The sequence below is a fragment of the Azospirillum oleiclasticum genome, assembly GCF_013423485.1.
GTDB classification, from domain to species: Bacteria; Pseudomonadota; Alphaproteobacteria; order Azospirillales; family Azospirillaceae; genus Azospirillum; species Azospirillum oleiclasticum.
In genome coordinates this window covers 25,023-46,324 of record NZ_JABFFR010000031.1, presented here as the reverse complement: position 1 = coordinate 46,324, position 21,302 = coordinate 25,023, and the positions used below count along the sequence as shown (strand labels likewise).

Below are 21,302 nucleotides of genomic sequence, written 5' to 3'. Positions count from 1 at the left end.
GCTGCTGATCGCCGACGAGCCGACCACCGCGCTGGACGTGACCATCCAGGCCCAGATCCTCGACCTGATGCGCCGGCTCCAGGCGGAGACGGGGACCTCCATCCTGTTCATCACCCACAATCTGGGCGTGGTGGCGGAGATCGCCGACCGCGTCGCCGTGATGTACGCCGGCCGGGTGGTGGAGGAGGCGGACGTGCGCTCCCTCTTCCGCAGCCCGCGCCACCCCTACACCCGCGGCCTGCTCGCCTGCATGCCGCACCCCGGTGCCGGCGGCGAGGGGCGGCTGGCCGCCATCCCCGGCAACGTGCCGAGCCCGGTGAACCGCCCGCCCGGGTGCAGCTTCGCCAACCGTTGCGCGCTGGTCGAGCCCGCCTGCACCACCGCCGAACCGGCGCTGGAGGAGGTGGCACCCGGCCATCTCGCCCGCTGCCGCCGCTGGAGGGACGTCCGATGAGTGCCGAACCGCTGCTGCGGGTGCGCGGGCTTGAGAAGAAATTTCCCGTGAAGGGCGGGCTGCTGCAGCGGCCGGTCGGCTGGGTCACGGCGGTGGACGACCTGTCCTTCGACCTCGACCGCGGGGAGGTGCTGGGCCTCGTCGGCGAGTCCGGATCGGGCAAGACCACGGCCGGGCGCAGCATCCTGCGGCTGATCGAGCCGACCGGCGGCTCCGTCCGCTTCGACGGGGTGGAGGTGACGGACCTGTCGAAGGAGCGGCTGCGCGCCCAGCGCCGCCGCATGCAGATCGTCTTCCAGGACCCCTACGCCAGCCTCGACCCGCGCCAGCGCGTGCGCGACGTGATCGGGGAGGCGCTGGTCATCCACCGCATCGGCACCGCCGCCGACCGCCGCGACCGGGTGGCGGCGTTGCTGGAGAAGGTCGGGCTGACCGCCGACGCGATGGACCGCTACCCGCACGAGTTCTCCGGCGGCCAGCGCCAGCGCATCGGCATCGCCCGCGCGCTGGCGGTGGAGCCCGACTTCATCGTGGCGGACGAGCCGGTCTCGGCCCTCGACGTGTCGGTGCAGGCGCAGGTGGTGAACCTGCTGCGCGACCTTCAGCGGGAGCTGGGGCTGGCCGTGCTGTTCATCGCCCACGACCTCGCCGTCGTCCGCCACATCAGCGACCGGGTGGCGGTGATGTATTTGGGCCGGCTGATGGAGCTGGCCCCGGCCGAGGCGCTCTACCAACGGCCGCGCCACCCCTACACCCGCGCGCTGCTGTCCGCCGCCCCGGTCCCCGATCCCGACGCCCCGCGCGAGCGGATGCTGCTGGAGGGCGATGTGCCCAGCCCGATGAACCCGCCGTCCGGCTGCGTCTTCCGCACCCGCTGCCCGCTGGCGCTGCCGGCCTGCGCCGGGCCCGACGCCCGTGAACAGCGCATGGTGGCGCCCGGCCACATCGTGTCCTGCATCCGCGAGGACGTGACGGGGTAGGGCGCGACGCGCCGGCCGGTTACCGGAGGTCGTCCGCCGCGGCGACGCAGCGCGCGTGGTCGTCCGGGTGGTCGCGCAGGACGCGGCGTTCCAGCCGGTCGGCGAAGGCCGGGTTCGCCTTTTCGCCCATGACGTGGGTGAAGCCGAGCCGTCCCGCCCGCTCGGCGTCGAACGCGACGGACGGGTCATCGAAGCCGTAGCGGATCCCGACGCCGCGGTAGGGGGAGCCGGGCCGGTCCCGGTGGTGCTCCACGCAGGCGGTCAGCAGGTACTGCTCGAACAGGATGTCGTGGTGCTCCTTGTCGGCCAGCCCGTGCAAGGCCCGCCGGTTGGCCGGGTCGGTGACCAGCCGGATATCCGCCCGCGCGTAGTGCGCGATGAAGTCGGTGCGCGTGCCGCCCAGCAGGCCGCAGCATTCCTCCCGCTGCGGTCGCCCGGAATGGCGGTACCACCGCCATTCCTCCGGCAGCCAGCCGCCGGGGCAGGCGTCGATGCGCCGCTCGAAGGCTTGCGGCTCGTAGCCCTCCGCCATCGCTTGCGCGTCGGCGGGGTCCGGCCCCGGCCCGTCAGGTCCGCCGGTACGACGCGCGAGGCCGGCACCGGCTGCGGCGCGTCCTTCACCGGCCAGTTGGGCGCGTGGATCACCAGGCTGCGGCCGGGGCCCTAATACGCCTCGTCCGTCCGCGCCGGGGCGGCCGGGTCGCCGGTCGGCACGGCCAGCGCGCGCCGGCGGATCGGGGCGGGGAGGTTGGTCTCGCCCGCGATGGCCGTCGGTTGCGCCTCGGGCGCCGCCAGCGTGTAGAGCGGGGTGTCGTTGCCGAGCGCGCTGAAGGTGTAGCAGTGCGCTCCGTCCCCCTCCGAACAGCAGGCGGGCGCGCCGGTTATCGGGTGCACCTTCAGCCGCCACACAGCCCGATGGACGGCAGCGCCTGTTCCACCGGCGGCCGGCCCAGCGCCCGCTCCCACGCGTCCAAAAGGTCGGCGGGCAGAAGATCGCCGGGGCCGGGGGTGCGCATCGCCGGATCAGGCGGCGGGATCGATGAAGGACGGCTCGCCCGGCTCCACCACCTCGTAGTCGCGCTCCCAGCCCTCGTTCTCCAGCTTGATGTGCTGGATCGCCACGGCGTTGCCGTTGGCGTCGAGGTCGGGCAGCGCCTGGTACTCCGACACCCAGCAGCGGTAGACCTTGAAGGCGACCGCGAGTTGGCCGGCCTCGTTGTAGAGCTCGATGATGATGTCCTTGCGGAAATCCTTCAGCGACACCTCGGCGCCCAGCCCGAAGCCGTAGTTCCAGACCTTGTTTGCCCACTGCTCGAAATCGACGTCGTGGGTGACGCCGCGTTCGAGGGTGATCGCCTCGTACTCCGTGCGGCCCGGCGACTTGCGGGTGGTGGAGGGATCGCCGCCCTCGCGGTGCTTCACCACCTCCGTCGTGCGCTTCAGGCCGCCGACCTTGCTGACGCCGGCCACATAGCGGCCGTCCCACTTCACCCGGAACTTGAAGTTCTTGTAGGGATCGAAGCGCTGGGCGTTGACGCTGAACTGGACCATATCCGTCTCCCTACGTCTGGACCTGACCGGTCATCTGCTGGATCTTGATGACGACGAACTCCGCCGGTTTCAGCGGCGCGAAGCCCACCGCCACGTTGACCACGCCACGGTCGATGTCGCTCTGCGGCGTCGTCTCCTTGTCGCACTTCACGAAATAGGCCTCCCCCGGCGTGCGGCCCTGGAAGGCGCCCTGGCGGAACAGCGTGTTCAGGAAGGCGCCGACGTTCAGCCGGATCCGCGACCACAGCGGCTCGTCGTTCGGCTCGAACACCACCCACTGGGTGCCGCGGTACAGGCTCTCCTCGATGTGGAGGGCGAGGCGTCGCACCGGCAGATATTTGTACTCGTCGGCCAGGATGTCGGCACCGCGCAAGGTGCGGGCACCCCACACCACGCGGCCGATCACCGGGAACTGGCGCAGCGCGTTGATGCCCTGCGGGTTCAGCAGCCCGTTCTCGTCGTCGGTCAGCCCGACCGTCAGACCGGCCGCCCCGACCAGCGAGGCGTCGGTGCCGGCGGGCGCCTTCCACACGCCGCGCCGCACGTCGGTGCGCGCGATCACGCCGGCCACCATGCCGCAGGGCGCGAAGCTGTTGAGCTGGCCGCCACGCAGCGGGTCGGCGGCGATCACGCGCGGGAAGTAGACGGCGGCGTTGCGCGCCGCCGGGCCGGTCACCCCCAGCGCGTCGGTGTTGATGGTGCCGGTTTCCTTCCACGCCGTGGGCGGATCGACGATCAGCACGGCGCGCTGCTCGGCGCAGAAGGCCGCCGCCTCCGTCAGCACCGCGGTCGGCACGTCGCCGCCGCGGGTGTCGGGCGGGATGCACAGCAGGTTGAAGATGTCGATCTTCTTCAATGCGTACAGGCCGGTCTTCTGTCCGGCAGAGCCGACGAAGTCGCCCGACGCGGTCAGCGCCGCGCTGTCGATGCCGACGTCGGCGACCGGGGTGGACGCCTTGTCGTCGGTCCACACGGTCTTGGTCGGATCCGGGTCCTGGTGCGCCGTGGGGATCGAGTTCGCGGGCAGAGCCGTGGTCACCCGCAGCAGCGTCGACTCGGCGGCCAGCACGTGGTCGGCGCGGCGCGCGCTTTCCTTGCCGGTGAGGTTGAGGAAGCGCTCCTCCACGCCGGTCCGGGTGTCGCGGACGGTCAGGTTGAACAGGTCGGCCTTGGTCAGCCCGAGCCTCTTTGCGACGTCCTCCGACACGGCGGTGTCGATGCGCACGCGCAGGCCGTTGGCCCAGGTCCCGGGCGTCGCCGCGGCGAGGTCGATGCCGGTGGGTTTGAGCGTCGCTTTGCCCGCGGCCTTGCCCGTCGGCTTGTACAGCCGCAAGATCACCGCCGTGCCGCCGCCGTTCAGATAGAAGTCGCGCACGGCGTAGGATAGCGGGTAATCGGTGTGCAGCGCGCCGAAGCGGCGCTCGAAATCGCTGAGATTGCTGATCACCGTCGGCTCGTCGACCGGGCCCAGGGCGGTGCGCCCGATGAAGGCGGCGACCGAGGTCGGAACCCCGGCAATGGTCCGGATGTTGCTCGGCGTTTCCTCGATGTAGACGCCCGGATACCGCAGCAAGGCTGGCATTCTCGCTCCCCCAAACGGAATTGGCACAACGCTGCGTCACATCGGCCGTTGTATCGATAAAAATAATACTGATCATTTGCGAGAGAACATCGTCGCCGACGATAATCATACAGGCGAATGCGACGCGACATTTGTTTGTTTATACCATTCGGAAATTGCCTCGTCTATGACAAGCATTCGTTCGAATGCATCGCGAATTCATCTTCATGTATTCATGCGGATGCACGGGAAGTGACCGGGGGGAGAGCGCGGCGTCGTCTGCTCGGTCAAGTCGATGGGCGGAGCGCATGCGTTCCCATGCAACCTTCGTCGCGCAAGTGATTGATATCAAACGAGAATAGCACTTCAAAATTGAGCCCACCCGCCCACACCAGAAAGTGTGATAAGGAATGTTATGGAAAATAAAGAAATTGTCGTTCCTTGCTTTGTTTCGTTCGCGGTGCGCGCAGGATACCCGGATCCCCTTCGTACCAACTCAAACGGATTCATTCGTCCGCCGCCCTTTGCAGGCGGCACCGGAAATGGATGGGATATGACGGCAAAGGCAACCGATCACGCGGCTGGTGCGTCCGGTCGCACGCTGTTGGTGGCGAGAGCCGCGCAACAGAGCCGGCCGGCGGCGGTTGGACACCAACCCTCCGTCTTCGACCGGCTGGCCACGGCCCTGCGGTTCGACCCGCTCGTCATTGCGCCGCGGCTTTCGCTGGCCCGAGCGCTGCTGGATGCCGGTCAGCCCGCCCGGGCCGCCGACTGTGCCCGACGCGCGCTGACGGTGCAGCCGGACAGCGCGGAGGCTCTGACCCTTCTCGGCGCCGCGTGCGCCCGCTTGAACCGCGCTCCGGCGGCGATCGCCTTCCTGCGCGCCGCGGTCCGGGTGCAGCCGGACCACGCCGAGGCGCATGTGCTGTTGGGCTCCGTGCTGGAGGGCGTCGGTCGTGTCGCCGACGGCATGGCCCATTACCGGCAGGCCACCCGGCTGCGCCCGCGCGACACCGTCGCGTGGATCTGCCTCGGCAACGCCTCGATCCGGCTCGGGCGGCCGCAGAATGCGGTTTCCTGCTACCGCGAGGCTCTCACCCGCAACGCCGGGGAGGCCGAGGCCTGGGCCAACATGGCGTCGGCGATGCAGATGCTCGGCCGCCTTGCCGATGCCCTCGCCTGCTACGGCGAGGCGCTGCGGTTGCGGCCCGACGCCATCGACTGGTGCAACAACCTGGGCGTGCTGCTGCGGGCGATGGGCGACGCCGGGCGGGCGCGACGCTGCTTCCTGCGCGCCCTGGCGCTCGATCCCGCGCACGCCCCCGCCCTGACCAACCTCGGACTCGTCGAAAGCGAGGCGGGCCAGCCGATCCAGGCCGTCCGCTGGTACCGGCGTGCACTGGCCCGGGTTCCCGGCCTGCCCGAGGCGTGGAACAATCTGGGCAACAGCCTGAAGGCGGCCGGCCGCCGTGCCGAGGCCATGACGGCCTGGCGCGCCGCTCTGGCGCTGGCGCCGGCCCAGTCCGACGCTTTGGGAAATGTGGCGGCCGAACACCGCGACGCCGAGCGCTTCATGGAAGCCCACGCCTTCGCGTCGCGCGCGCTGCGGCTGGCACCGGGCAACGCGGCGCTGCATGGGGTCATGGCCTATGTGCTGGTCGGTCAGGGCCGCATCGAGGAGGCGCGCCACGCCTGCCGCCGGTCCCTGGCCCTCTATCCCTCCCTGGCCGATTCCCTCTGCACCATGGGTCTCGTGGAACAGCGGGCCGGATGCGCGGTGACCGCCGCCCGGTGGTTCGGACGGACGGTCGCGGTGGCTCCCCGCCATCCGCTGGGGCGCTTCAACCAAGGGCTGCTGCGGCTGGAAACGGGAAAGCTGCGCACGGGCTGGACCGGCTACGCCGCGCGCTTCACCGCGGGGCGCGCCGGCCGCGAACGCCGCTTCGCCATCCCCGAATGGCGCGGCGAGCCGCTGGCGGGCAAACGCCTGTTCATCTGGCGCGAACAGGGTGTCGGCGACGAGTTGCTGTTCGCTTCCTGCTACGCAGACGCGATCCGCATGGCCGGTACGGTGGTCATCGAATGCGAACGCCGTCTCGTCCCGCTCTTCGCACGCTCCTTCCCGCGCGCCGTGGTGCGCGCCGAACAGTTGGTGCGCGGCCGGGCCGAGCCGGAGCGGATCGATTGCGACTACCACATCGCGGCCGGGTCGCTGCCGGGTGTCCTGCGCCCGCGACTGTCCTGTTTCCCGCCGCGTTCGTCCTGGCTGTTCCCCGATGGCGCGGACGTGGCGGACTGGCGTGACCGTCTCGACGGTTTCGGGCCGGGATTGCGCGTCGGCATCAGCTGGCGCAGTCAGCTGATGACCCTGGAACGCTCCTGGTCCTACCTGCCGCTCGACGCCTGGGGGCCGGTGCTGACCGCGCGCGGCGTCCATCTGGTTAATCTTCAATACGACGACGCAACGTCGGAGATCCGGCGGGCCGAGGCGCGCTTCGGCGTCCGCATCAACAGCGTGGCGGGGCTCGACCTGAAGAATGATTTTGAGCGGACGGCGGCCCTGGTCTCCAGCCTCGATCTGGTGATCGCGCCGGCCAATTCGGTGGCGGAGCTGGCCGGTGCGCTGGGGGTGCCGGTCTGGCGTTTCGGCAATCGCGATTGGACCCAGCTCGGCACCGGCGTCCGCCCGTGGTACCCCAGCATGCGCCTGTTCAATCCGTTGCCCGGCGCGCCCCTGTCGTCGGTGCTGGAGCGGATCGCCGCGGCGCTGGCCCGCATTCCTCAGCCGCGGCCGGAGGAAACGCGGCCGGTGCCCAAGGTCACCCGCGCGCGCCGCCGGCGAGCGGAAAAGCTCACATGAGCCGGCCGGGCCGTGGTGATGCGTCGGCATCACCACGGCCCGGCCCGTCGGTCGCGAAGGCCTTTTCAAAGATACGGTCGGCGAGGTCGGACGGCGGGCTGTCGGAGCCGCCACCGAGCGCCAACTCGATCGCCACCATCTCGTCCAGCATCGCCTGCGCCGCCAGGGATTCCGCCAGCAGGCGCCGCCCTGCCCTGGCCGTCAGCGGCGGCCAGGTGGCGAGGTCGCCGCCGTAGCGGTCCAGGCATTCCCGAAACTCGTCAACCGTCATCGAACGAATCCCTTGCCGCCTGCACCCCGGTCTTCAGCAGGACACGAAGCTGCTGCCGTGCGCGCTTGAGTAGCGACTCTACCGCACCCACGCTGGTTTGCATAATGGAAGCCGTCTCGGCGCTGCTCAAACCCTCGTAATAGAACAGGGTGAGCGCGGCACGCTGCTGCGCCGGCAGGCGCGCCTGCGCCTCCTGGAGGCGGGCGGCGACCTGCCGGCGCTGGATGGCGCTGACGGCGTCGGGGGCGTGGTCCGGCGGTTCGGGCACCGACTCCAGATCCTCGCTTACCGGCCGGCGCTTGTGGTCGATGCAGCGGTTGACGATCACCCGGTAGAGCCAGGTGGAAAAGCGCGCACCCTCGTCGTTCCACTGGGCCCGGCGCTGCCAGACCTGGAGGAAGACGTCCTGCACGATGTCCTCCGCCTCGGTGTCGCTGCCGCAGATGCGGCGCGCAAGGGCGTAGGCGCGCTTCAAGTGACGGTGCACCAGCCGGCGATAGGCCGGCTGGTCGCCGGCCCGGATGCGCGTCATCAACGCCTCGTCCGGCTCCTCGTCCGGCTCGACGCTCATGACGGGACGGATGACCGGCGCCGGTCGGCCGGCGCGCGCAGCCGGCTGCCGGGTGGCGTCGCCGGAACGATCTTCACGCAAGAATTCGGCCGTGCGCATGATCCCCTGATCTCCCGATCACGGATGCATGCGGCCCTTTGGCCGGCGCCCCGGTGGATGTCGGAACCATGCCGCGTTCTGCGGCGATGGACTGCCACGTCTTCGCCATGATGGCGAGCTGGCGGATGACCGCGTCGGTCGCGGCGACCGGATCGCGCTTGGCGGTCATCGTCCCGGCCTGACGGATCAGGCTGCGGTAGAAGCCGCGCAACGTCGCCGCCACATCCTTACCTTTGTCCATATCGAGGATCGAATCAAGCCCGGAAAGGATCAGGATCGTGCGTTCCACATGCTTGAAATGCATATCGAAACGGCGTTCGCGCGCGGCCTCGCGGGCGAGGTGCAGATGGGTCAGCGCCTTCTCGTAGAGGCGGACCACCGCGACCAGCGGCGGCACCGCGCTGTCGGCGATGGCGTAGGCCGCGAGGGCCTTGTTCACATACGGATTGCGCATGGGGCTGGTCCTTCCTGCGGGGTGGTTCGGGGGCCGACGGCGCCGGGGCGTCAGTCGTCGTCCTCGGAATAGGTGAGCTGCTGGAGCAGCAGGTTCGCGGTCTCCGCCGCCGCCTCCAGCCGAGCGTAATAGGCGGTCAGCCGGGTGCGGTAGGATTCGGCGTTGTCCTTGATCGTATCCGACCGGGTGGTGAGCTGGGTGTTCTCGGTCTCCAGCTTGTCGACCATGGCCTGGATGTCGCCGTCATACTCGTCGGCGACCGCCTCGACGGCGCTGTACAGCTTGTCCGCCAGCCCTTGCGAGAAGCTGACATCGACGCTGCCGCTGCTGCCCGACCACACCAGCACCAACCCCTCGTAGGCCGTGCCTTCCTTGCCGACCAGACGCTTGCCGCTGACGGTGAACAGGGAGTCGTCGCCATTGACGGACGCGGAGGTGACGCTGCCATCCTCCACCGTGATGTCCAGGGTGAAGGAGGTGGCGGTCACATCGTCGCCGTAGCGCAGCAGGCTGAGCTGGCTGGACGAGCTTTCCATATTGAGACCCAGCAGCTCGCGCACCCCGTCGATGTCGTCGATCAGGATGCTGTTCAGCGTGTCCTCGTCGAGCGTGAGCTTGTTGGAGCTGTCGAAGGTCAGGCCGAGATCGGCGAGCGAGAGCAGGTCGCCGTCCGACGTGGTGATGCTGGTGTTCAGCGCGTCGTAGACCGCCTGGTTCACCTGGCGCAGCAGACTGTCGGAGAACAGCGTGGCGTCGTCGGCCGCGGTGCCGTCGCTGCCGGTCGCCTGCTGTTGCAGGGCGAAGTCGCGGTAGGCGTTGTAGGCGTCCACGAAGTCGGTGAGGGCGCTCTTGATCGCGGACAGGTCGGTGCCGATCTCGACCGACAGCGTGTCGCCCTCGGAGGCGGCGTAGAGGTCGATGGTCAGCCCGTCGATGGCGTCGTCGATGCTGTTGGTGTCGCGGGTGATGGTCACGCCGTCCACCACGATGATGGCGTCCTGCGCGGCGACGAGCTCGTTGGCGATGGCACCGTCGTCATCGACGAGGCCCAGCCCGGCGAGAACCCCGCCCTCCCCATCGGTCAGCGAAATCTCCTGCCCGGTCTCGGTGCCGGTCAGGATGAGCTGATAGGAGCCGTCATCGACCTGGACAATGCTGGCCGACACGCCGGACGTGGATTTCTGCGCGTTGATGGCGTCGCGGATCTCTTCCAGCGTGTCGTCAGATTCAACCTCGACCGTGACGGATTCACCGCCATCGAGGCCGATGGTGAAGCTGCCCTCCAGCCCCATTCCCTCGGTTCGGCTCGATGTGGCGTCGGAGGAGATCTTGTGCTTGGTCGCGATCTGCTGCACCTCGATCAGATAGGTGCCCTCCTCCGCGTCGTCGTCGGCGGTGACCGACAGCACGTCGTCGTCCGACACATAGGCGGTGCGCTGCGAGAACAGGTTCTCCGAGGCGCCGGTGGAGGCCGAGCGGTTGCGCAGCCCGTCGATGGCGTCGTTCATCGCCAGCAGCAGATCCTGGAGATCGCTGTAGGCGGAGATCGTCGCCTCGTTCTCGGTGATCGTCGCGTCGATGCGGTCCGCGCGCGTCAGCCGCTGGGCGACCTTCGCCTCGATCAGGGTCGCGTAGTCGATGCCGGTGCCGGAATCGCTCGCCTGGAGCGTGCTGTAGCCGGTGCTGGCGGCGGTCGACGTGGTGGTGCTGACCGAGGTTGTCATGGCGGCTTTGTCCGGAAGGAGGAGGTGGCCGGGTCACGGCGCGACGCGGCCCGCCGGCCCCGTGCCGGGGCCGGCGGAACGACGGTCAGCGCAGCAGCGACAACAGGTTCTCGGGCATCGAGTTGGCCTGCGACATCACGGCGATGGCCGCCTGGGTCAGCACCTTGGTCGAGGCCAGCTCGGCCTGCTCGGCGGCGACGTCGACGTCCATGATGGCGGACTGCGCGGCTTCCGTCGTCTCGATGGAGGTCGCCAGCATGTCGCCGCGGAACTCGAAGCGCGAGATCAGGGCGCCCACGTCGGCGCGCGCGCTTGACAGCGACTCCACGGCGGTGTCAAGCGCCGTCAGGGCCGCCGCCGCGGTGGCCGAGGTGCCGACGTCCAGCGCGTTCACACCGAGCCCGGTGGAGCTGACGTCGGCGATCGCCACGTTGATGACGTCGGTGGATTCGGTGCCGACGCGGAAATCGATGCCGGCGGCCCAGTTGCCGGTGCCGTCCATCAGCGCGTCGTCGTTGAAGCGCGTGCCCGACGCGATGCCGTCGATCTCCTCGACCAGCTGCTGGAACTCGGCGTCGAGATAGTCGCGCTCGGTGTCGGTCACCGAACCCGATTGCGCCTGGGTGGCCAGCGAGCGCATGCGCTGCACGATGTCGGAAATGGTCGACATGCCGCCGTCGGCCGCCTGGAGGATCGACGAGCCGTGCGAGGCGTTGGTGGCCGCCTGCTTCAGCACGGTGATGTCGGAGGTCAGCGAGGTGCCGACCGCGAGGCCGGCGGCGTCGTCCGACGCCTTGGTGATGCGCGAGCCGCTGGCGATCTTCGACACCGAGGAGGACTGGTTCTCGGAGTTGATGTTCAGGTAGCGCAGGGCGGAGTTGGACGCGGTGTTGGTGGAGATGACAGGCATGGCGGAGTCTCCCGGGTTGGAGCGCGGTCGGGGGCGGGCGGCCCCCTGCTTACGGTTCCACGGGCGGGGCGGCGGAAACTGGCGCGGAATCTTCCGGCGCCGGTCCCGCCCCCGCGCGGGTCACAGAAGGTCGGACAGGTTGTTCTTCTGAAGGATGTTCATCAGGCTCATGGTCGCCTCCAGCGACGCTTCCAGCGTCGACAGCCGGGCCGAGGCCTCGGCCAGATCGATGCTGCGGATGTCGTCCACCTGCGTTTCCAGCACGAGCTGGAGATCGAGATGCCGGTCGATGGTGCGTTCCAGCGTGCCGGACGCCACGCCCAGCTTGGACTGCACCACGACGATGCCGTCGGACGCAGATGCCGCCAGATCGTCGGCCTCCGCGAGCGCGTCGGTGTCGAGCGGATCGACCGACATGTTGGCGACGATGTTGAAGGCGCGCAGAGCCTGCTCGAAGGCCGGGTCGTTGGCGGTGATCCCGTACTCGATGACCACCTCGTCGGAAGCCTGGAAATAGGCCACGCCGTCGTCGCCCTGGTAGTAGCTGGTGTCGGCGCTGCTCGGCACCGTGGTGATCGGGGTGTAGGTGGCGCTGTCGAGGGTGACCGGCTGCGTGCCGGTCTGGGCACCGGCGAACAGGTAACGCCCTTCCAGCCGGGTGTTCATCAGGTCGGCGAATTCCTGCATCATGCCGGCGACCTCCTCCTGCACGCCCTCGGCGGCGGTGGCGGCGCTGCCCTGCAGGCTGGCGGTCAGCGAGCGCAGGCGGCCGATCAGGTCCGTCATGCCGCCGACGGCGTCGTACATGGTCTGGATGCGGCCGTTCACGACCTCGCCCTCGTCCACGTAGCGTTCCGAACGGCGGTACTGGCTTTCCAGATTGACCAGCCGCCCGCTGTCGTCGGCGATGCCCTTGTAGTCGGTGGACTTCAGTCCGGTGGACGCCTCGATCTGGGCGGTGGCGACCTTGGACTGCGTCCGCATCATGTATTGGACGAGCTGGTTCTGGTGGGAATAGGTGGCGACCCGTTCCATGGCGGCGTTTCCTACTGGACCATGTCCAAGGCGGTGTCGAACATCTCCCGCACCACTTTGAAGACCGCCGCGGCGGCCTCGTAGGCGGTCTGGAGCTGCGAGATGGCGGCGGTCTCCTCGTCCACATTCACGCCGGACTGGGAGGCGAAGGTGGAGGCGAGGCTCTCCGTGTAGAGCTCCTGGTCGTCGTAGGCGCTGGCGGCCGTGTCCGCGGCGGTCGCCGCGGCCTGCACGACCGCACCGGCGTAGCCGGACAGGGTGGCGCTGCGGGCCGACAGGGTGCCGGCCGCGTCGAAGGACACCGTCGCGGAGAAGGCGGCCTTCAACGCCTGCGCCGTGGTGCCGTCGCCGGACGCGACCGCGTTGTCGCCCACCGTCAGACCCGCCGTGGTCGACAGGGTCGCGGTGGGCAGCCGGCTGGTGTCGGCGGCGAGTGCCGGGGAGACCTTGATGTCGCTGGCCCCGGTGCCGGTCAGCAGGTCGTTCAGGCCGAAGGCGGCGGAGAAGCTCTCCCCAGCGGCACCGACCGCATCGTCGTCCCCGCCGAGCGCCACGCCGTACCCTGCGTTGTCGGCCTGGATCGTCAGCGTGCCATCGGCGGCGACCGAGGCGGACAGGTTCGCCATGCCGTCGATGGCGGCAACCACGTCGTCCACGGTGCTGTAGGCGCTGAGGTCGAGATCCAGCACCTCCACCGCGTTGCCGTCGGAATCGGTGACCGCGACGCGCAGGGTGCCGGTTCCCGAGAAGGCGTCGCTTCCCGACACCGTGGTCGTTCCGGTCAGGGAGTTGGGCGGCGGGGCGGCGGTGCCGTCGTTGGCGACGCTGTTGAGCTGGTCCATCAGCGTGGTCGCCAGCTCGTCGAGTGCCGCCTGCTGGGCCGGCAGGTCGGTGTCGCGGAGCTGGATCAGGCCGCCCAGCGTCCCGGACTTGACCGAGCCGGTGATGTCCTCGCCATCCAGCATGATCCCCTGGAAGCCGCCGGAGGCGTAGGTGGTGGACGCGCTGACCGACGCCGCGGGGGTGTAGGACAGGGTGTGGACGCTGCTATCGACCAGCGCCTGCCCGGAGGATGTGGATACCCGGACCTTGCCGTTGCTGTCGGTCTGGTAGGTGATCGGGATGTCCTCGGACAGGGTCTTCAGCGCCTCCGCCCTCTGGTCCTCCAGATCGGTGGTGTCCTGCCCCAGCCCCTTGGCCTTGGCGATGCGGTCGTTCAGGTCGTCGATGGTGGTCAGCGTCCCGTTGATGCGGTCCACCGTGGTGGCGATGTCCTCGTCCGCCTGGTCGCGCAGATCCTGCACGGTGGACGAGGCGGTGCGCAGCTCGGACGCCACCGTCTCCAGATTGTTCACGACCGCCGACTTGGCGCTTTCGCTTTCCGGCGACGTGGCGAGCGTCGAGGTCACATCGGAGAGATCGTCGATGGCCGCCGCCAGCGTGCCGTCGGAATCGGTGGAGCCGAGCGACGACTGGAGCTGATCCAGATAGCTGTTGCGCACGTCGGCGAAGCCCAGGTCGGACTGCGCCCCGATCATCGTCTTCAGCAGCGCGTTGTTGACCGCGCTGCTGATCGAGGCGGTCTGGACGGCGGTGCTGCCGACCGCGGTGTCGTAGGTGGTGACGTTCGCCGTCTTGCGCGTGTAGCCGGCCGTGTCGGCGTTCGCCACGTTGGACGACGCCACGGCCATGCCGACCTCCGAGGAGCGCAGCGCGGACTGGGCGATGCTGCCGGCGATCCTGAGCGACATGGCGGTTCTCCCGGAACGGGGTCAGACGGTGACGGCCACGCAATGGCGGACGATCTGCTCCGGCCGCCGCACGCCCTGACGCGCGTTGGCGGTGTAGACGGAGGCCGGGCGGCTGTGCGCGGCGCGCAGGGCGGCGCCGATGGCGGCCTGCCTTGCGGCGCCGGCCTTCGCCTTGGCCTTCAGCGCGCGCACGCCGTCGTCCAGCGGCGGCAGGGCCGCGCGGGCCAGGGCGCGCAGCTTCGCACGGGTTTCGGGATGGACGCGCTTGCTGCGCATCGACGCCAGCGCCTCGACCAGCATCCCCTTGCGCGCCGACAGCAGGGCCTGCATGGCGGCGGTGGCGAGCGCGGCGTCACGGTTCCTGCCCTCCTGCGCGGCCGACACGGCGCGGTGGAGGTGGTCCGTGAGCTCGGCGACGAATCCGTCGATGGTCTGCACCGGATCGACGCGGATGGTGCCGACGATGGGGGCCGGCGGGACCGGTTGAGCGCGTACGGCCAGGGCGGAGAGGGTGGGTGCCGGTGCCGCGGAGCGGGTGGGACCAGATGCCGCGGAGCGGGTGGGAGCCGGTGGGGATTGGCGCTTCTGCATGGTGGGATCCTCGTGGCGGGGCCGTGCCGCCTCTGTCCATCACACGGATGGGACGGCGTTTCCTGGCGCGCTATCGGCGCAGAAGGCCGGTGCGCCGGTAGGCGTTCGCGGCGGCGTTGGCGGCGCTGGTGCCACGGATGGCGGTGCGCAGGGCCGCCTGCGCCGCGCGGATGCGGCGGCGCAGATCCAGCAGATCGTCGGCGAGTGCCAGACGCTGTCCCGGCGTCATCGGACGGGTCAGAGCCGCGCGCACGCGGCGGGCGACATGGTCGAGTTCCTGCAGCAGCCGCTCCTCGGCCGCGAAGGGATCGGGAGCCATCGCCGCCTCACCGCTTCATGCTGATGAGCGTCGTCAGCATCTCGTCGGCGGTGGTCACCACCTTGGACGCGGCGGTGTAGGCCTGCTGGGCGATGATCATGCGGCTGAACTCGTCGGTCATTTCGACCGTCGAGCTTTCCAGCGCGCTCGATTTCACCTCACCGGCCGACCCGTCGCCGGCGGTGTGGAGCTGGTATTGCCCCGAGGCCGCCGTCTGGGTGAAGACGCTGCCGGTCTCGCTGTCCAGCCCGTCGGCGTTGGCGAAGGTGACGATGGGGATCTGGTAGACCGCCCGCGTCTCGCCGTTGTCGAAGGTGGCGCTGACGATGCCGTTCTCGTCGATGGTGGTGCCGGTCAGGGTGCCGGGCTCGTAGCCGTCCTGGTCGAAGGCGAAGTCGCCGATCTCCGGCTCGTCCTCGCCCGACGCGTATTGCGTCAGACCGTCGGTGCCGTCGGCGGTGCCGAGATCCAGGCTGATGGTGCTGTCGCCGGCCCCGGTGGTCCAATCGCCGATGGAGAAGGAACTGGCCGAGCTGCTGGCGAGGGAGCCGTCCTCGTTGAAGGTGATGGTGATGGGAAAGCCGGAAATGTCGCCGGTCGTGGTGCCGGAATCCGACGACAGGGTGGGATCGGCGGCGTCCAGCTCCCAGGCGTTGTCGCCGGTCTTGGTCCAGGTCAGCGCGATGGAGTGGCTGTTGCCGAGCGCGTCGAACACCTCCACGTCCGAGGTGAAGGTATCGCCGGTTGCGGCATCCGACGGCAGGTTCGCATCGAGTTCCAGCGACGAGGTGGCCTTGGGCGTGCCCTTCACCGTGGTGGTGTTGATCGCTTCCAGGCTGTCGATGGAGTTGCGGTTGTTGGCGGCAATCGACCCGGTGCTGTCCAACGCCCAGCCATACAGGTAGTTGCCTTCGGAATTCACCAGATTGCCGTCGGAATCCGTCGAGAAGGACCCGTTGCGGGTGTAGACGATGTCCCCGTCGCTGCTGTCGTCGGACACGGCGAAGAAGCCGCTGCCGTTGATCGCCAGATTGGTGGTCGTCGTGCTCGACTGGATTTCGCCCTGCGCGCTCACGTTGCGGTAGTTGTAGGCGATGACGCCGCCCACCTGCTCATCGACCGCGCTGGTCTGGTTGATGAAGGACTGGAAGCTGGTTCCGGTGCTCTTGTAGCCGGTGGTGCTGGAATTGGCGATGTTGCTGGAGATGGACGCCAGGGCCTTGCTTTGGGCCGTGAGTCCGCTCGTCGCGCTGTAGAGCGCGCTGGTGATGCTCATGGAAGCACCTGTCGCAGGAATGGGGAGGGGCGGGGGGACCCGCTCAGGACACAGTCAGCACGTCATCGACCTCGATCGCGACGTCGCCGATGTTCAGCACGGTGCTGCCGCTGGAATTGTCGACCGAGGTGACGGTCCCCTTGATGCGGGTGTCCACGCCGACCGAGGCCTTGGCGGAGTCGGTCGCGGTGACCGTCAGGGTGTAGGCGCCGGAGCTGTAGCTGGTGCCGTTGCTGCCGGTGCCGTCCCAGCTGAAGCTGTGGGTGCCCTCGCCGGTCTCGCCGGTGGTCGTGTAGACGGTCTTGCCGTTCTCGTCGGTGACGGTCAGGGTGACCGACGAGGCATCGTCGTCGAGGTCGTACTCCCACGAGGCGCTGCCGTCCTGGAGTGCCGTGGTGTCGCCGCTGGCCTCCACCGTGCGGCCGAGATAGCCGATGCCGGTGCTGCCGTAACCGAGGTCGTTGACCGCCGAAATCAGAGAATCCAGCTTGTCGCCGTTGGCAACCTGTTGCTCCAGCGAGGCGTACTGCACGAGCTGCGAGGTGTATTCGGTGGTGTCGACCGGGTCCGTCGGGTCCTGCACCTCGAGCTGCTTGAGCAGCAGCGTCATGAACATCTCGTAGTTGCTGGCCAACGATGTCGTCGAACTCGAACTGGACGAGGACGACGTGGTGGTCGTGGTGGTGGAACCGCTGACCGCAGAGATTGACATGGCCGCCTCCGGCATGAGACCTCCGGTTCGCGGAATGCGATCATTCCGCGGTCACCATCGGATGCTTGTCGAATTAGGGCCGCTGTCGGCCCCGTATCGTTTCAAGCCTTTGCACGGGGGAGCGCCGGAAAGCTGGCGGGGAATTTTCTAAAATTATTCCTTTTTGCCGACGAGCGACCGGAAGGCGTCCCGGTCGCTTTGCGCATCATGCGGCGGTCAGCAGGATCTTCCCGAAATGGGCGTTCGCCCGCATGTGTTCGTGGGCCGCCGGGACGTCGTCGAGGGTGAAACTCCGGTCGATGGGCAGGGACAGGGCGCCGGACTGCACCGCGTCCCACAGGTCCTCGCGCACGCGCTGCACGATGGCCCGCACCTCGTCCACCGTGCGGGTGCGGAAGGTCACGCCGATGTAGTCGATCCGGCGGGCGGCGTGCCGGTCGAAGTCGAAGGCCGCCGTTGTGCCGCCGAGACGCCCGACATTGACCATCCGCCCGCGCACCGCGGTGACCGTCATGGTGGGGTTGACCAGCGGGCCGGAGACCATGTCGACCACCAGATCGACGCCCTGCCCGCCCGTCGCCGCCAACACCGCGTCGGTCCAGCCCTCCTGCCGCGCGTCGAGCGCCAGGGTGGCGCCGAAACCGGCGAGCCGACCCCGCCGCTCCGCGTCGGACGAGGTGCCGACGATCACCGCGGCACCCTTCAGCCGCGCGATCCGCAGGGCCATCAGCCCGACCGCCGAGCTGGCGCCCTGGACCAGCACCGCCTCCCCCGCCCGCAGGCGGCCGTTGGTCACCAGCGCGTCGTGCGCCGTCATCAGAGCCAGCGGCAGCACCGCCGCTTGGGCCACGTCGAGCCCGCCCAGCGGCAGGGTGCGGCCCATGTCGGCCACCGCGTATTCCGCGTAGCCGCCGCCGGTGCACATCACCAGGTCGCCGGGGCGGAAGCCGGTCACGGCGTCCCCTGCCTCCACCACCTCGCCGGCCCATTCCATGCCGACCGGCTTGCCGAGGGATTTCGGGTCGGCGACGCCGGCCCCGCGCGCGGCGTCCAGGTCGGCCCGGTTCAGCCCGGCGGCGGCGACGCGCACCAGCACCTGCTCCGGACCCGGCACCGGCCGCGGAACCTCCCGCACCGCCACGCCATCGGGTGTGGAGACACCCGCCTTCATCGTCCCGGTCATCGCCGCTCCTCCCCTTGTCCTCAGTTGGCCATCATGGTCCGCGGCAGCCACAGGACGAGGTCCGGAAAGGCCACCAGGATCGTGATGATGATGATGTGCGCGATGAAGTGCGGCAGGGAACCGCGGAAAATCTCCTGCACCGGTCTCCCCGAGTAACGCGCGACCACGAAACAGTTCAGCCCGACCGGGGGCGTGATCATGCCGACCTCCGCCGTGACGATCTTGACGATCCCGAACCACAGGGGATCGAAGCCCAGGCTCTTGACCAGCGGCAGCACGATGGGCACGGTCAGCACGAGGATGGCGATCTGGTCCATGAACATGCCCAGCACGATGTAGCCGCACAGGATCAGCGCCATGATCACCCAGCGCGAGACCTCCAGACCGCCGACGAAGGCCACGAGGTTGTGGGTCACCTGGGTGAGGGTGAAGAAATAGCCGAAGATGTGGGCGCCGAGCAGGATCATCACGATCATGCAGGTTCCGTGAGCCGACCGGCGCAGCACCCGCAGCAGCGCCGGCGGCGTCACCCTGCCATACCATGCGGCGATGGCGAGCGCCCCGGCAGCCCCCAGCGCGGACGCCTCGGTCGGGGTGGCGAAGCCCGTGTAGATCACTCCGGTGACCGATCCGAACAGCAGCACCATCGGGCCGACCACCCGGAGCCACGCGAATTTCTCGCGCCAGGAGACGGGCCGCGCCGGCGGTGCGCGCGAGGGGTCCAGCAGCACCAGCGTGTAGACGGTCGCCATGATCGTCAGCATCACCAGGATGCCGGGGATGACGCCGCCGATCAGCAGCGCGCCGATGTTGACCTCGGCCAGCAGGCCGTAGATCACCAGCGCGACGCTGGGCGGGATCAGCATCGCCAGCGTCCCCGAGATCGCCACCACCCCGCCGGCCATGGCCGGCTCGTAGCCCTGCCGCAGCATGGCGGGAAGGCTGGTCGCCGACAGGGTGGCCGCCGACGCGGTGCTGGTGCCGCAGATGGCGCCGAACCCCGCACCCGCCAGCGCCGTCGCCATGGCGAGGCCGCCGCGCACCCGGCCCATCCAGGCGGCGGTCGCCTTGAACAGGTCGTCGGCCACGCCGCTGAGCAGCACCAGCTCCGCCATCAGCAGGAACATCGGGATGGTGATCAGTTCATAGGCGCTCACCGTGGACAGCGGTGCGGTCTGGAGGATACCCGTCAGCATCGACATGCCGCCGACGAGCCACAGCCCCAGCGCACCGGCCGCCGCCATCGCGAAACCAACCGGCGTGCCGATGGCGAGAAGCAGGAACAGCGTTCCAAGTCCGATGGCGACGATCATTCGAAGCCCATCCCTTCATGACCTTGCGGGCGACCGAACCGGACGATCTCCCGCCCGGTGGCGAGGTTCAGCAGCCGCCCAACCAGCACCAGGGCGAGGCGGAGCGCCAACAGCCCGCAGCCGAGCGGGACGAGCGCCTGCGCCGGCCAGGTCGGCCAGCCGATGGCCCCGGACAGCACGTCGCCCGAGACGAAGGCGTCGATCGTGCGCCGCGTGCCGGCCTCGGCGATCAAGGCGAAGACCACCAGCCCGACCGAGGCGGTGACCACCTCCGTCACGCCGACGGCCTTCGGCGGCAGTGTCTTCTGAAGGATATCGACGTTGACGTGCGCGCCGGCGGAGTAGGTCCCGGCCAGGGAAAAGAAGAAGACCCCCGCGACGAGGTAGATGGAGATGAGGTCGTAGGCCCAGGACAACGGGCTGTTGAACGCGTAACGGAGAATCGTGTCGCAGACCACGACGGTCATGATCATCAGCATGGCGGCGGCGGCCAGCCAATCGAACACGGATTCGATCCGTGCCAGCAGTCTCGACAGCGTGGGCATGGCGTCGCGGGCTCCCCAACAAGCTTGCGGCCGGGCGCGCGGCCGTGGGCACGGCGCGGCGTTGGCGGGCCCGCAATGTGTCTTGCGGACCCGTCGGGTGAGGTTGGGTCAGCGCTGGACGGCGGCGCTGAACTCGGCGAGCGCCTGGCTGCCCTTCTTGCCGCGGCCGTCCAGGGTCTTGGCCCACTGCGCGGCGACGTCCTGCAGCTTCTCGGTGACGCGCTTCTCGAAGGCGTCGGGCATCGCGGTGAACTGGATCCCGGCGTCCTTCAACTTCTGCCGGATCTCCGCGTCCTGCCGTTCCACCGCGGCGCAGGCGCTGGCGTTGATCTCGTCGGCCACCTGCATCATCACCGTCTGCACGGCGGCGGGCAGCCGCTTCCAGGCCTTGTCGCCGATGGAATAGGCGACGATGAAGCTGCCGAAGCGGCCGTTGGCCGTCGAGTATTTCAGGAGCTTCTGGACGTCGTAGGCGATCACGCTGTCGAGCGGGAACAGCACGCCGTCGAGCGTGCCGCGCGACAGCGCCTCGTAGGTCTCGGGTGCCGCCATGCGCACCGGCGTTGCGCCGATGGTCCGCAGCGTCAGGTCCTGCGCCCCGCCGGTCGAGCGCAGCTTCACACCCTTGACGTCCGGCTCGTCGAGCACCGGCGCCTTGATGGTCAGGATCTGGTACTGCGGCAGGGCGATCGCGAGCAGCAGGCGAATCCGGTTGGGCGCGTAGTCCTCCGTCCCCACCACGCCGTTGCGCGCGACCTCCAGATAGGCCCGGGTGCCCTGGCAGCTCGTGGCGAAGGCGCCGGGGAGCATCGCGACCTCCGACGTCACCATCTTGTCGGACACATAGGCCGGCGCGATGTAGCCGATGTCGGCCACCTCGTTCTGGGTCAGCGCCAGCATGTCGGCGGCCTTGCCGAGTTGCTGGCCGGGGTAGTGGTCGAAGGTCACCGCGTTGTCGGTGCGCCTGGTCACCTCGGCCATCCAGGGCTGGATGATGAGCTTCACGAGGTAATGGCCGCTCGGAAAGGAGTCGGCGACGCGCAGCTTGATCGGCTCCGCCTGGGCGGTGGCGCACAGGGCTCCCATCGCGAGGCCAAGAACGGCCGCGCGCAACACTGTCTGCCTCATGGGTTCCTCCACGG

General features: G+C 69.1%; 23 protein-coding genes. 4 read left to right on the top strand and 19 right to left on the bottom strand.

Translation table 11 applies throughout. The annotated features are described in order from the left end of the window. Both HL658_RS26850 and HL658_RS26845 read left to right on the top strand, forming a co-directional pair. Positions 1 to 454 (top strand): ABC transporter ATP-binding protein (locus HL658_RS26850; RefSeq protein ID WP_180287680.1); only part of this gene is annotated, 454 nt, incomplete at its 5' end. Beyond that, positions 451 to 1,434, top strand: coding sequence for an ABC transporter ATP-binding protein (locus HL658_RS26845; protein ID WP_180284829.1), 984 nt, complete (start codon positions 451 to 453; stop codon positions 1,432 to 1,434). The genes HL658_RS26850 and HL658_RS26845, both read left to right, overlap by 4 nt. A 19-nt stretch (positions 1,435 to 1,453) precedes the next feature. Here HL658_RS26845 and HL658_RS26840 read toward each other — a convergent pair whose 3' ends face one another. The 4 genes from HL658_RS26840 to HL658_RS26825 all read right to left on the bottom strand — a co-directional run bounded on the left by HL658_RS26840 (position 1,454) and on the right by HL658_RS26825 (position 4,567). Continuing rightward, the gene (locus HL658_RS26840; RefSeq protein WP_180284828.1) at positions 1,454 to 1,966 is read right to left on the bottom strand and encodes a DUF6734 family protein; all 513 of its coding nucleotides are present in this window, start codon (positions 1,964 to 1,966) and stop codon (positions 1,454 to 1,456) included. A 131-nt stretch (positions 1,967 to 2,097) separates the two neighbouring features. Further along, positions 2,098 to 2,328 (bottom strand): hypothetical protein, encoded by a 231-nt coding sequence (locus HL658_RS26835; RefSeq protein ID WP_180284827.1) that lies wholly within the window; start codon positions 2,326 to 2,328, stop codon positions 2,098 to 2,100. Between the two features lie 129 nt (positions 2,329 to 2,457). Further along, positions 2,458 to 2,985 carry a phage tail protein gene (locus tag HL658_RS26830; protein WP_180284826.1) on the bottom strand — a complete coding sequence of 176 codons (528 nt, stop codon included), beginning with the start codon at positions 2,983 to 2,985 and terminating at the stop codon, positions 2,458 to 2,460. A 10-nt stretch (positions 2,986 to 2,995) separates the two neighbouring features. Beyond that, entirely contained in the window at positions 2,996 to 4,567 is a 1,572-nt protein-coding gene (locus HL658_RS26825) for a phage tail sheath family protein (RefSeq protein WP_180284825.1), read from the bottom strand. A 532-nt stretch (positions 4,568 to 5,099) separates the two neighbouring features. Between HL658_RS26825 and HL658_RS26820 the strand changes: the two genes are divergently transcribed. Further along, positions 5,100 to 7,406, top strand: a complete 2,307-nt coding sequence (locus tag HL658_RS26820; protein ID WP_180284824.1) for a tetratricopeptide repeat protein — start codon at positions 5,100 to 5,102, stop codon at positions 7,404 to 7,406. Here the strand turns inward: HL658_RS26820 and HL658_RS26815 are convergent. The 11 genes from HL658_RS26815 to HL658_RS26765 all read right to left on the bottom strand — a co-directional run bounded on the left by HL658_RS26815 (position 7,399) and on the right by HL658_RS26765 (position 17,041). Beyond that, positions 7,399 to 7,677 (bottom strand): hypothetical protein, encoded by a 279-nt coding sequence (locus HL658_RS26815; RefSeq protein WP_180284823.1) that lies wholly within the window; start codon positions 7,675 to 7,677, stop codon positions 7,399 to 7,401. The genes HL658_RS26820 and HL658_RS26815 overlap by 8 nt on opposite strands. After that, the gene (locus HL658_RS26810; RefSeq protein ID WP_180284822.1) at positions 7,667 to 8,347 is read right to left on the bottom strand and encodes an RNA polymerase sigma factor; all 681 of its coding nucleotides are present in this window, start codon (positions 8,345 to 8,347) and stop codon (positions 7,667 to 7,669) included. The genes HL658_RS26815 and HL658_RS26810 overlap by 11 nt, the downstream gene beginning before the upstream one ends. Next, positions 8,322 to 8,744, bottom strand: a complete 423-nt coding sequence (locus HL658_RS26805; protein WP_343055353.1) for a flagellar export chaperone FliS — start codon at positions 8,742 to 8,744, stop codon at positions 8,322 to 8,324. Before HL658_RS26805 ends, HL658_RS26810 begins: the two co-directional genes overlap by 26 nt. Positions 8,745 to 8,851: 107 nt before the next feature. Beyond that, complete coding sequence (fliD, locus tag HL658_RS26800) at positions 8,852 to 10,525, bottom strand: flagellar filament capping protein FliD (RefSeq protein ID WP_180284820.1); 1,674 nt, start codon at positions 10,523 to 10,525, stop codon at positions 8,852 to 8,854. Positions 10,526 to 10,610: 85 nt separating this feature from the next. Beyond that, positions 10,611 to 11,435 carry a flagellin gene (locus HL658_RS26795; protein WP_180284819.1) on the bottom strand — a complete coding sequence of 275 codons (825 nt, stop codon included), beginning with the start codon at positions 11,433 to 11,435 and terminating at the stop codon, positions 10,611 to 10,613. Between the two features lie 120 nt (positions 11,436 to 11,555). After that, entirely contained in the window at positions 11,556 to 12,470 is a 915-nt protein-coding gene (locus tag HL658_RS26790; RefSeq protein ID WP_180284818.1) for a flagellin, read from the bottom strand. Between the two features lie 11 nt (positions 12,471 to 12,481). Further along, positions 12,482 to 14,221, bottom strand: a complete 1,740-nt coding sequence (flgK, locus tag HL658_RS26785; protein ID WP_180284817.1) for a flagellar hook-associated protein FlgK — start codon at positions 14,219 to 14,221, stop codon at positions 12,482 to 12,484. A 21-nt stretch (positions 14,222 to 14,242) separates the two neighbouring features. Continuing rightward, positions 14,243 to 14,812 carry a hypothetical protein gene (locus HL658_RS26780; RefSeq protein ID WP_180284816.1) on the bottom strand — a complete coding sequence of 190 codons (570 nt, stop codon included), beginning with the start codon at positions 14,810 to 14,812 and terminating at the stop codon, positions 14,243 to 14,245. A gap of 70 nt (positions 14,813 to 14,882) precedes the next feature. Continuing rightward, positions 14,883 to 15,131: a hypothetical protein gene (locus tag HL658_RS26775; RefSeq protein ID WP_180284815.1), complete on the bottom strand. Its 249-nt coding sequence runs from the start codon at positions 15,129 to 15,131 to the stop codon at positions 14,883 to 14,885. 7 nt (positions 15,132 to 15,138) lie between these two features. Continuing rightward, positions 15,139 to 16,407, bottom strand: coding sequence for a flagellar hook protein FlgE (flgE, locus tag HL658_RS26770; RefSeq protein ID WP_180284814.1), 1,269 nt, complete (start codon positions 16,405 to 16,407; stop codon positions 15,139 to 15,141). 43 nt (positions 16,408 to 16,450) lie between these two features. Continuing rightward, positions 16,451 to 17,041 carry a flagellar hook assembly protein FlgD gene (locus HL658_RS26765; RefSeq protein WP_246337925.1) on the bottom strand — a complete coding sequence of 197 codons (591 nt, stop codon included), beginning with the start codon at positions 17,039 to 17,041 and terminating at the stop codon, positions 16,451 to 16,453. Between HL658_RS26765 and HL658_RS26760 the strand changes: the two genes are divergently transcribed. Continuing rightward, a complete protein-coding gene (locus HL658_RS26760) occupies positions 17,031 to 17,270 on the top strand; it encodes a hypothetical protein (protein WP_180284693.1) in 240 nt (79 codons plus the stop codon). The two genes, HL658_RS26765 and HL658_RS26760, sit on opposite strands and share 11 nt — an antisense overlap. A gap of 54 nt (positions 17,271 to 17,324) precedes the next feature. On the opposite strand, the gene HL658_RS26755 is transcribed toward HL658_RS26760, so the two are convergent. The 4 genes from HL658_RS26755 to HL658_RS26740 form a co-directional block, all read right to left on the bottom strand. Beyond that, positions 17,325 to 18,302 carry a zinc-binding dehydrogenase gene (locus HL658_RS26755; RefSeq protein ID WP_211109861.1) on the bottom strand — a complete coding sequence of 326 codons (978 nt, stop codon included), beginning with the start codon at positions 18,300 to 18,302 and terminating at the stop codon, positions 17,325 to 17,327. 20 nt (positions 18,303 to 18,322) lie between these two features. Then, positions 18,323 to 19,615 carry a TRAP transporter large permease gene (locus tag HL658_RS26750; RefSeq protein ID WP_180284812.1) on the bottom strand — a complete coding sequence of 431 codons (1,293 nt, stop codon included), beginning with the start codon at positions 19,613 to 19,615 and terminating at the stop codon, positions 18,323 to 18,325. Further along, positions 19,612 to 20,160 (bottom strand): TRAP transporter small permease, encoded by a 549-nt coding sequence (locus HL658_RS26745; protein WP_180284811.1) that lies wholly within the window; start codon positions 20,158 to 20,160, stop codon positions 19,612 to 19,614. The genes HL658_RS26750 and HL658_RS26745 overlap by 4 nt, the downstream gene beginning before the upstream one ends. 108 nt (positions 20,161 to 20,268) lie before the next feature. Then, positions 20,269 to 21,288, bottom strand: coding sequence for a TRAP transporter substrate-binding protein (locus HL658_RS26740; protein WP_180284810.1), 1,020 nt, complete (start codon positions 21,286 to 21,288; stop codon positions 20,269 to 20,271). Positions 21,289 to 21,302 lie beyond the last annotated feature (14 nt).

Coding starts and splice junctions, on each gene's coding strand:
- HL658_RS26845 (WP_180284829.1), top strand. CDS start 451: ATGAGTGCCGAACCGCTGCTGCGGGTGCGCGGGCTTGAGAAGAAATTT.
- HL658_RS26840 (WP_180284828.1), bottom strand. CDS start 1,966: ATGGCGGAGGGCTACGAGCCGCAAGCCTTCGAGCGGCGCATCGACGCC.
- HL658_RS26830 (WP_180284826.1), bottom strand. CDS start 2,985: ATGGTCCAGTTCAGCGTCAACGCCCAGCGCTTCGATCCCTACAAGAAC.
- HL658_RS26825 (WP_180284825.1), bottom strand. CDS start 4,567: ATGCCAGCCTTGCTGCGGTATCCGGGCGTCTACATCGAGGAAACGCCG.
- HL658_RS26820 (WP_180284824.1), top strand. CDS start 5,100: ATGACGGCAAAGGCAACCGATCACGCGGCTGGTGCGTCCGGTCGCACG.
- HL658_RS26815 (WP_180284823.1), bottom strand. CDS start 7,677: ATGACGGTTGACGAGTTTCGGGAATGCCTGGACCGCTACGGCGGCGAC.
- HL658_RS26810 (WP_180284822.1), bottom strand. CDS start 8,347: ATGCGCACGGCCGAATTCTTGCGTGAAGATCGTTCCGGCGACGCCACC.
- fliD (WP_180284820.1), bottom strand. CDS start 10,525: ATGACAACCTCGGTCAGCACCACCACGTCGACCGCCGCCAGCACCGGC.
- HL658_RS26795 (WP_180284819.1), bottom strand. CDS start 11,435: ATGCCTGTCATCTCCACCAACACCGCGTCCAACTCCGCCCTGCGCTAC.
- HL658_RS26790 (WP_180284818.1), bottom strand. CDS start 12,470: ATGGAACGGGTCGCCACCTATTCCCACCAGAACCAGCTCGTCCAATAC.
- flgK (WP_180284817.1), bottom strand. CDS start 14,221: ATGTCGCTCAGGATCGCCGGCAGCATCGCCCAGTCCGCGCTGCGCTCC.
- HL658_RS26780 (WP_180284816.1), bottom strand. CDS start 14,812: ATGCAGAAGCGCCAATCCCCACCGGCTCCCACCCGCTCCGCGGCATCT.
- HL658_RS26775 (WP_180284815.1), bottom strand. CDS start 15,131: ATGGCTCCCGATCCCTTCGCGGCCGAGGAGCGGCTGCTGCAGGAACTC.
- flgE (WP_180284814.1), bottom strand. CDS start 16,407: ATGAGCATCACCAGCGCGCTCTACAGCGCGACGAGCGGACTCACGGCC.
- HL658_RS26755 (WP_211109861.1), bottom strand. CDS start 18,302: ATGACCGGGACGATGAAGGCGGGTGTCTCCACACCCGATGGCGTGGCG.
- HL658_RS26750 (WP_180284812.1), bottom strand. CDS start 19,615: ATGATCGTCGCCATCGGACTTGGAACGCTGTTCCTGCTTCTCGCCATC.
- HL658_RS26745 (WP_180284811.1), bottom strand. CDS start 20,160: ATGCCCACGCTGTCGAGACTGCTGGCACGGATCGAATCCGTGTTCGAT.
- HL658_RS26740 (WP_180284810.1), bottom strand. CDS start 21,288: ATGAGGCAGACAGTGTTGCGCGCGGCCGTTCTTGGCCTCGCGATGGGA.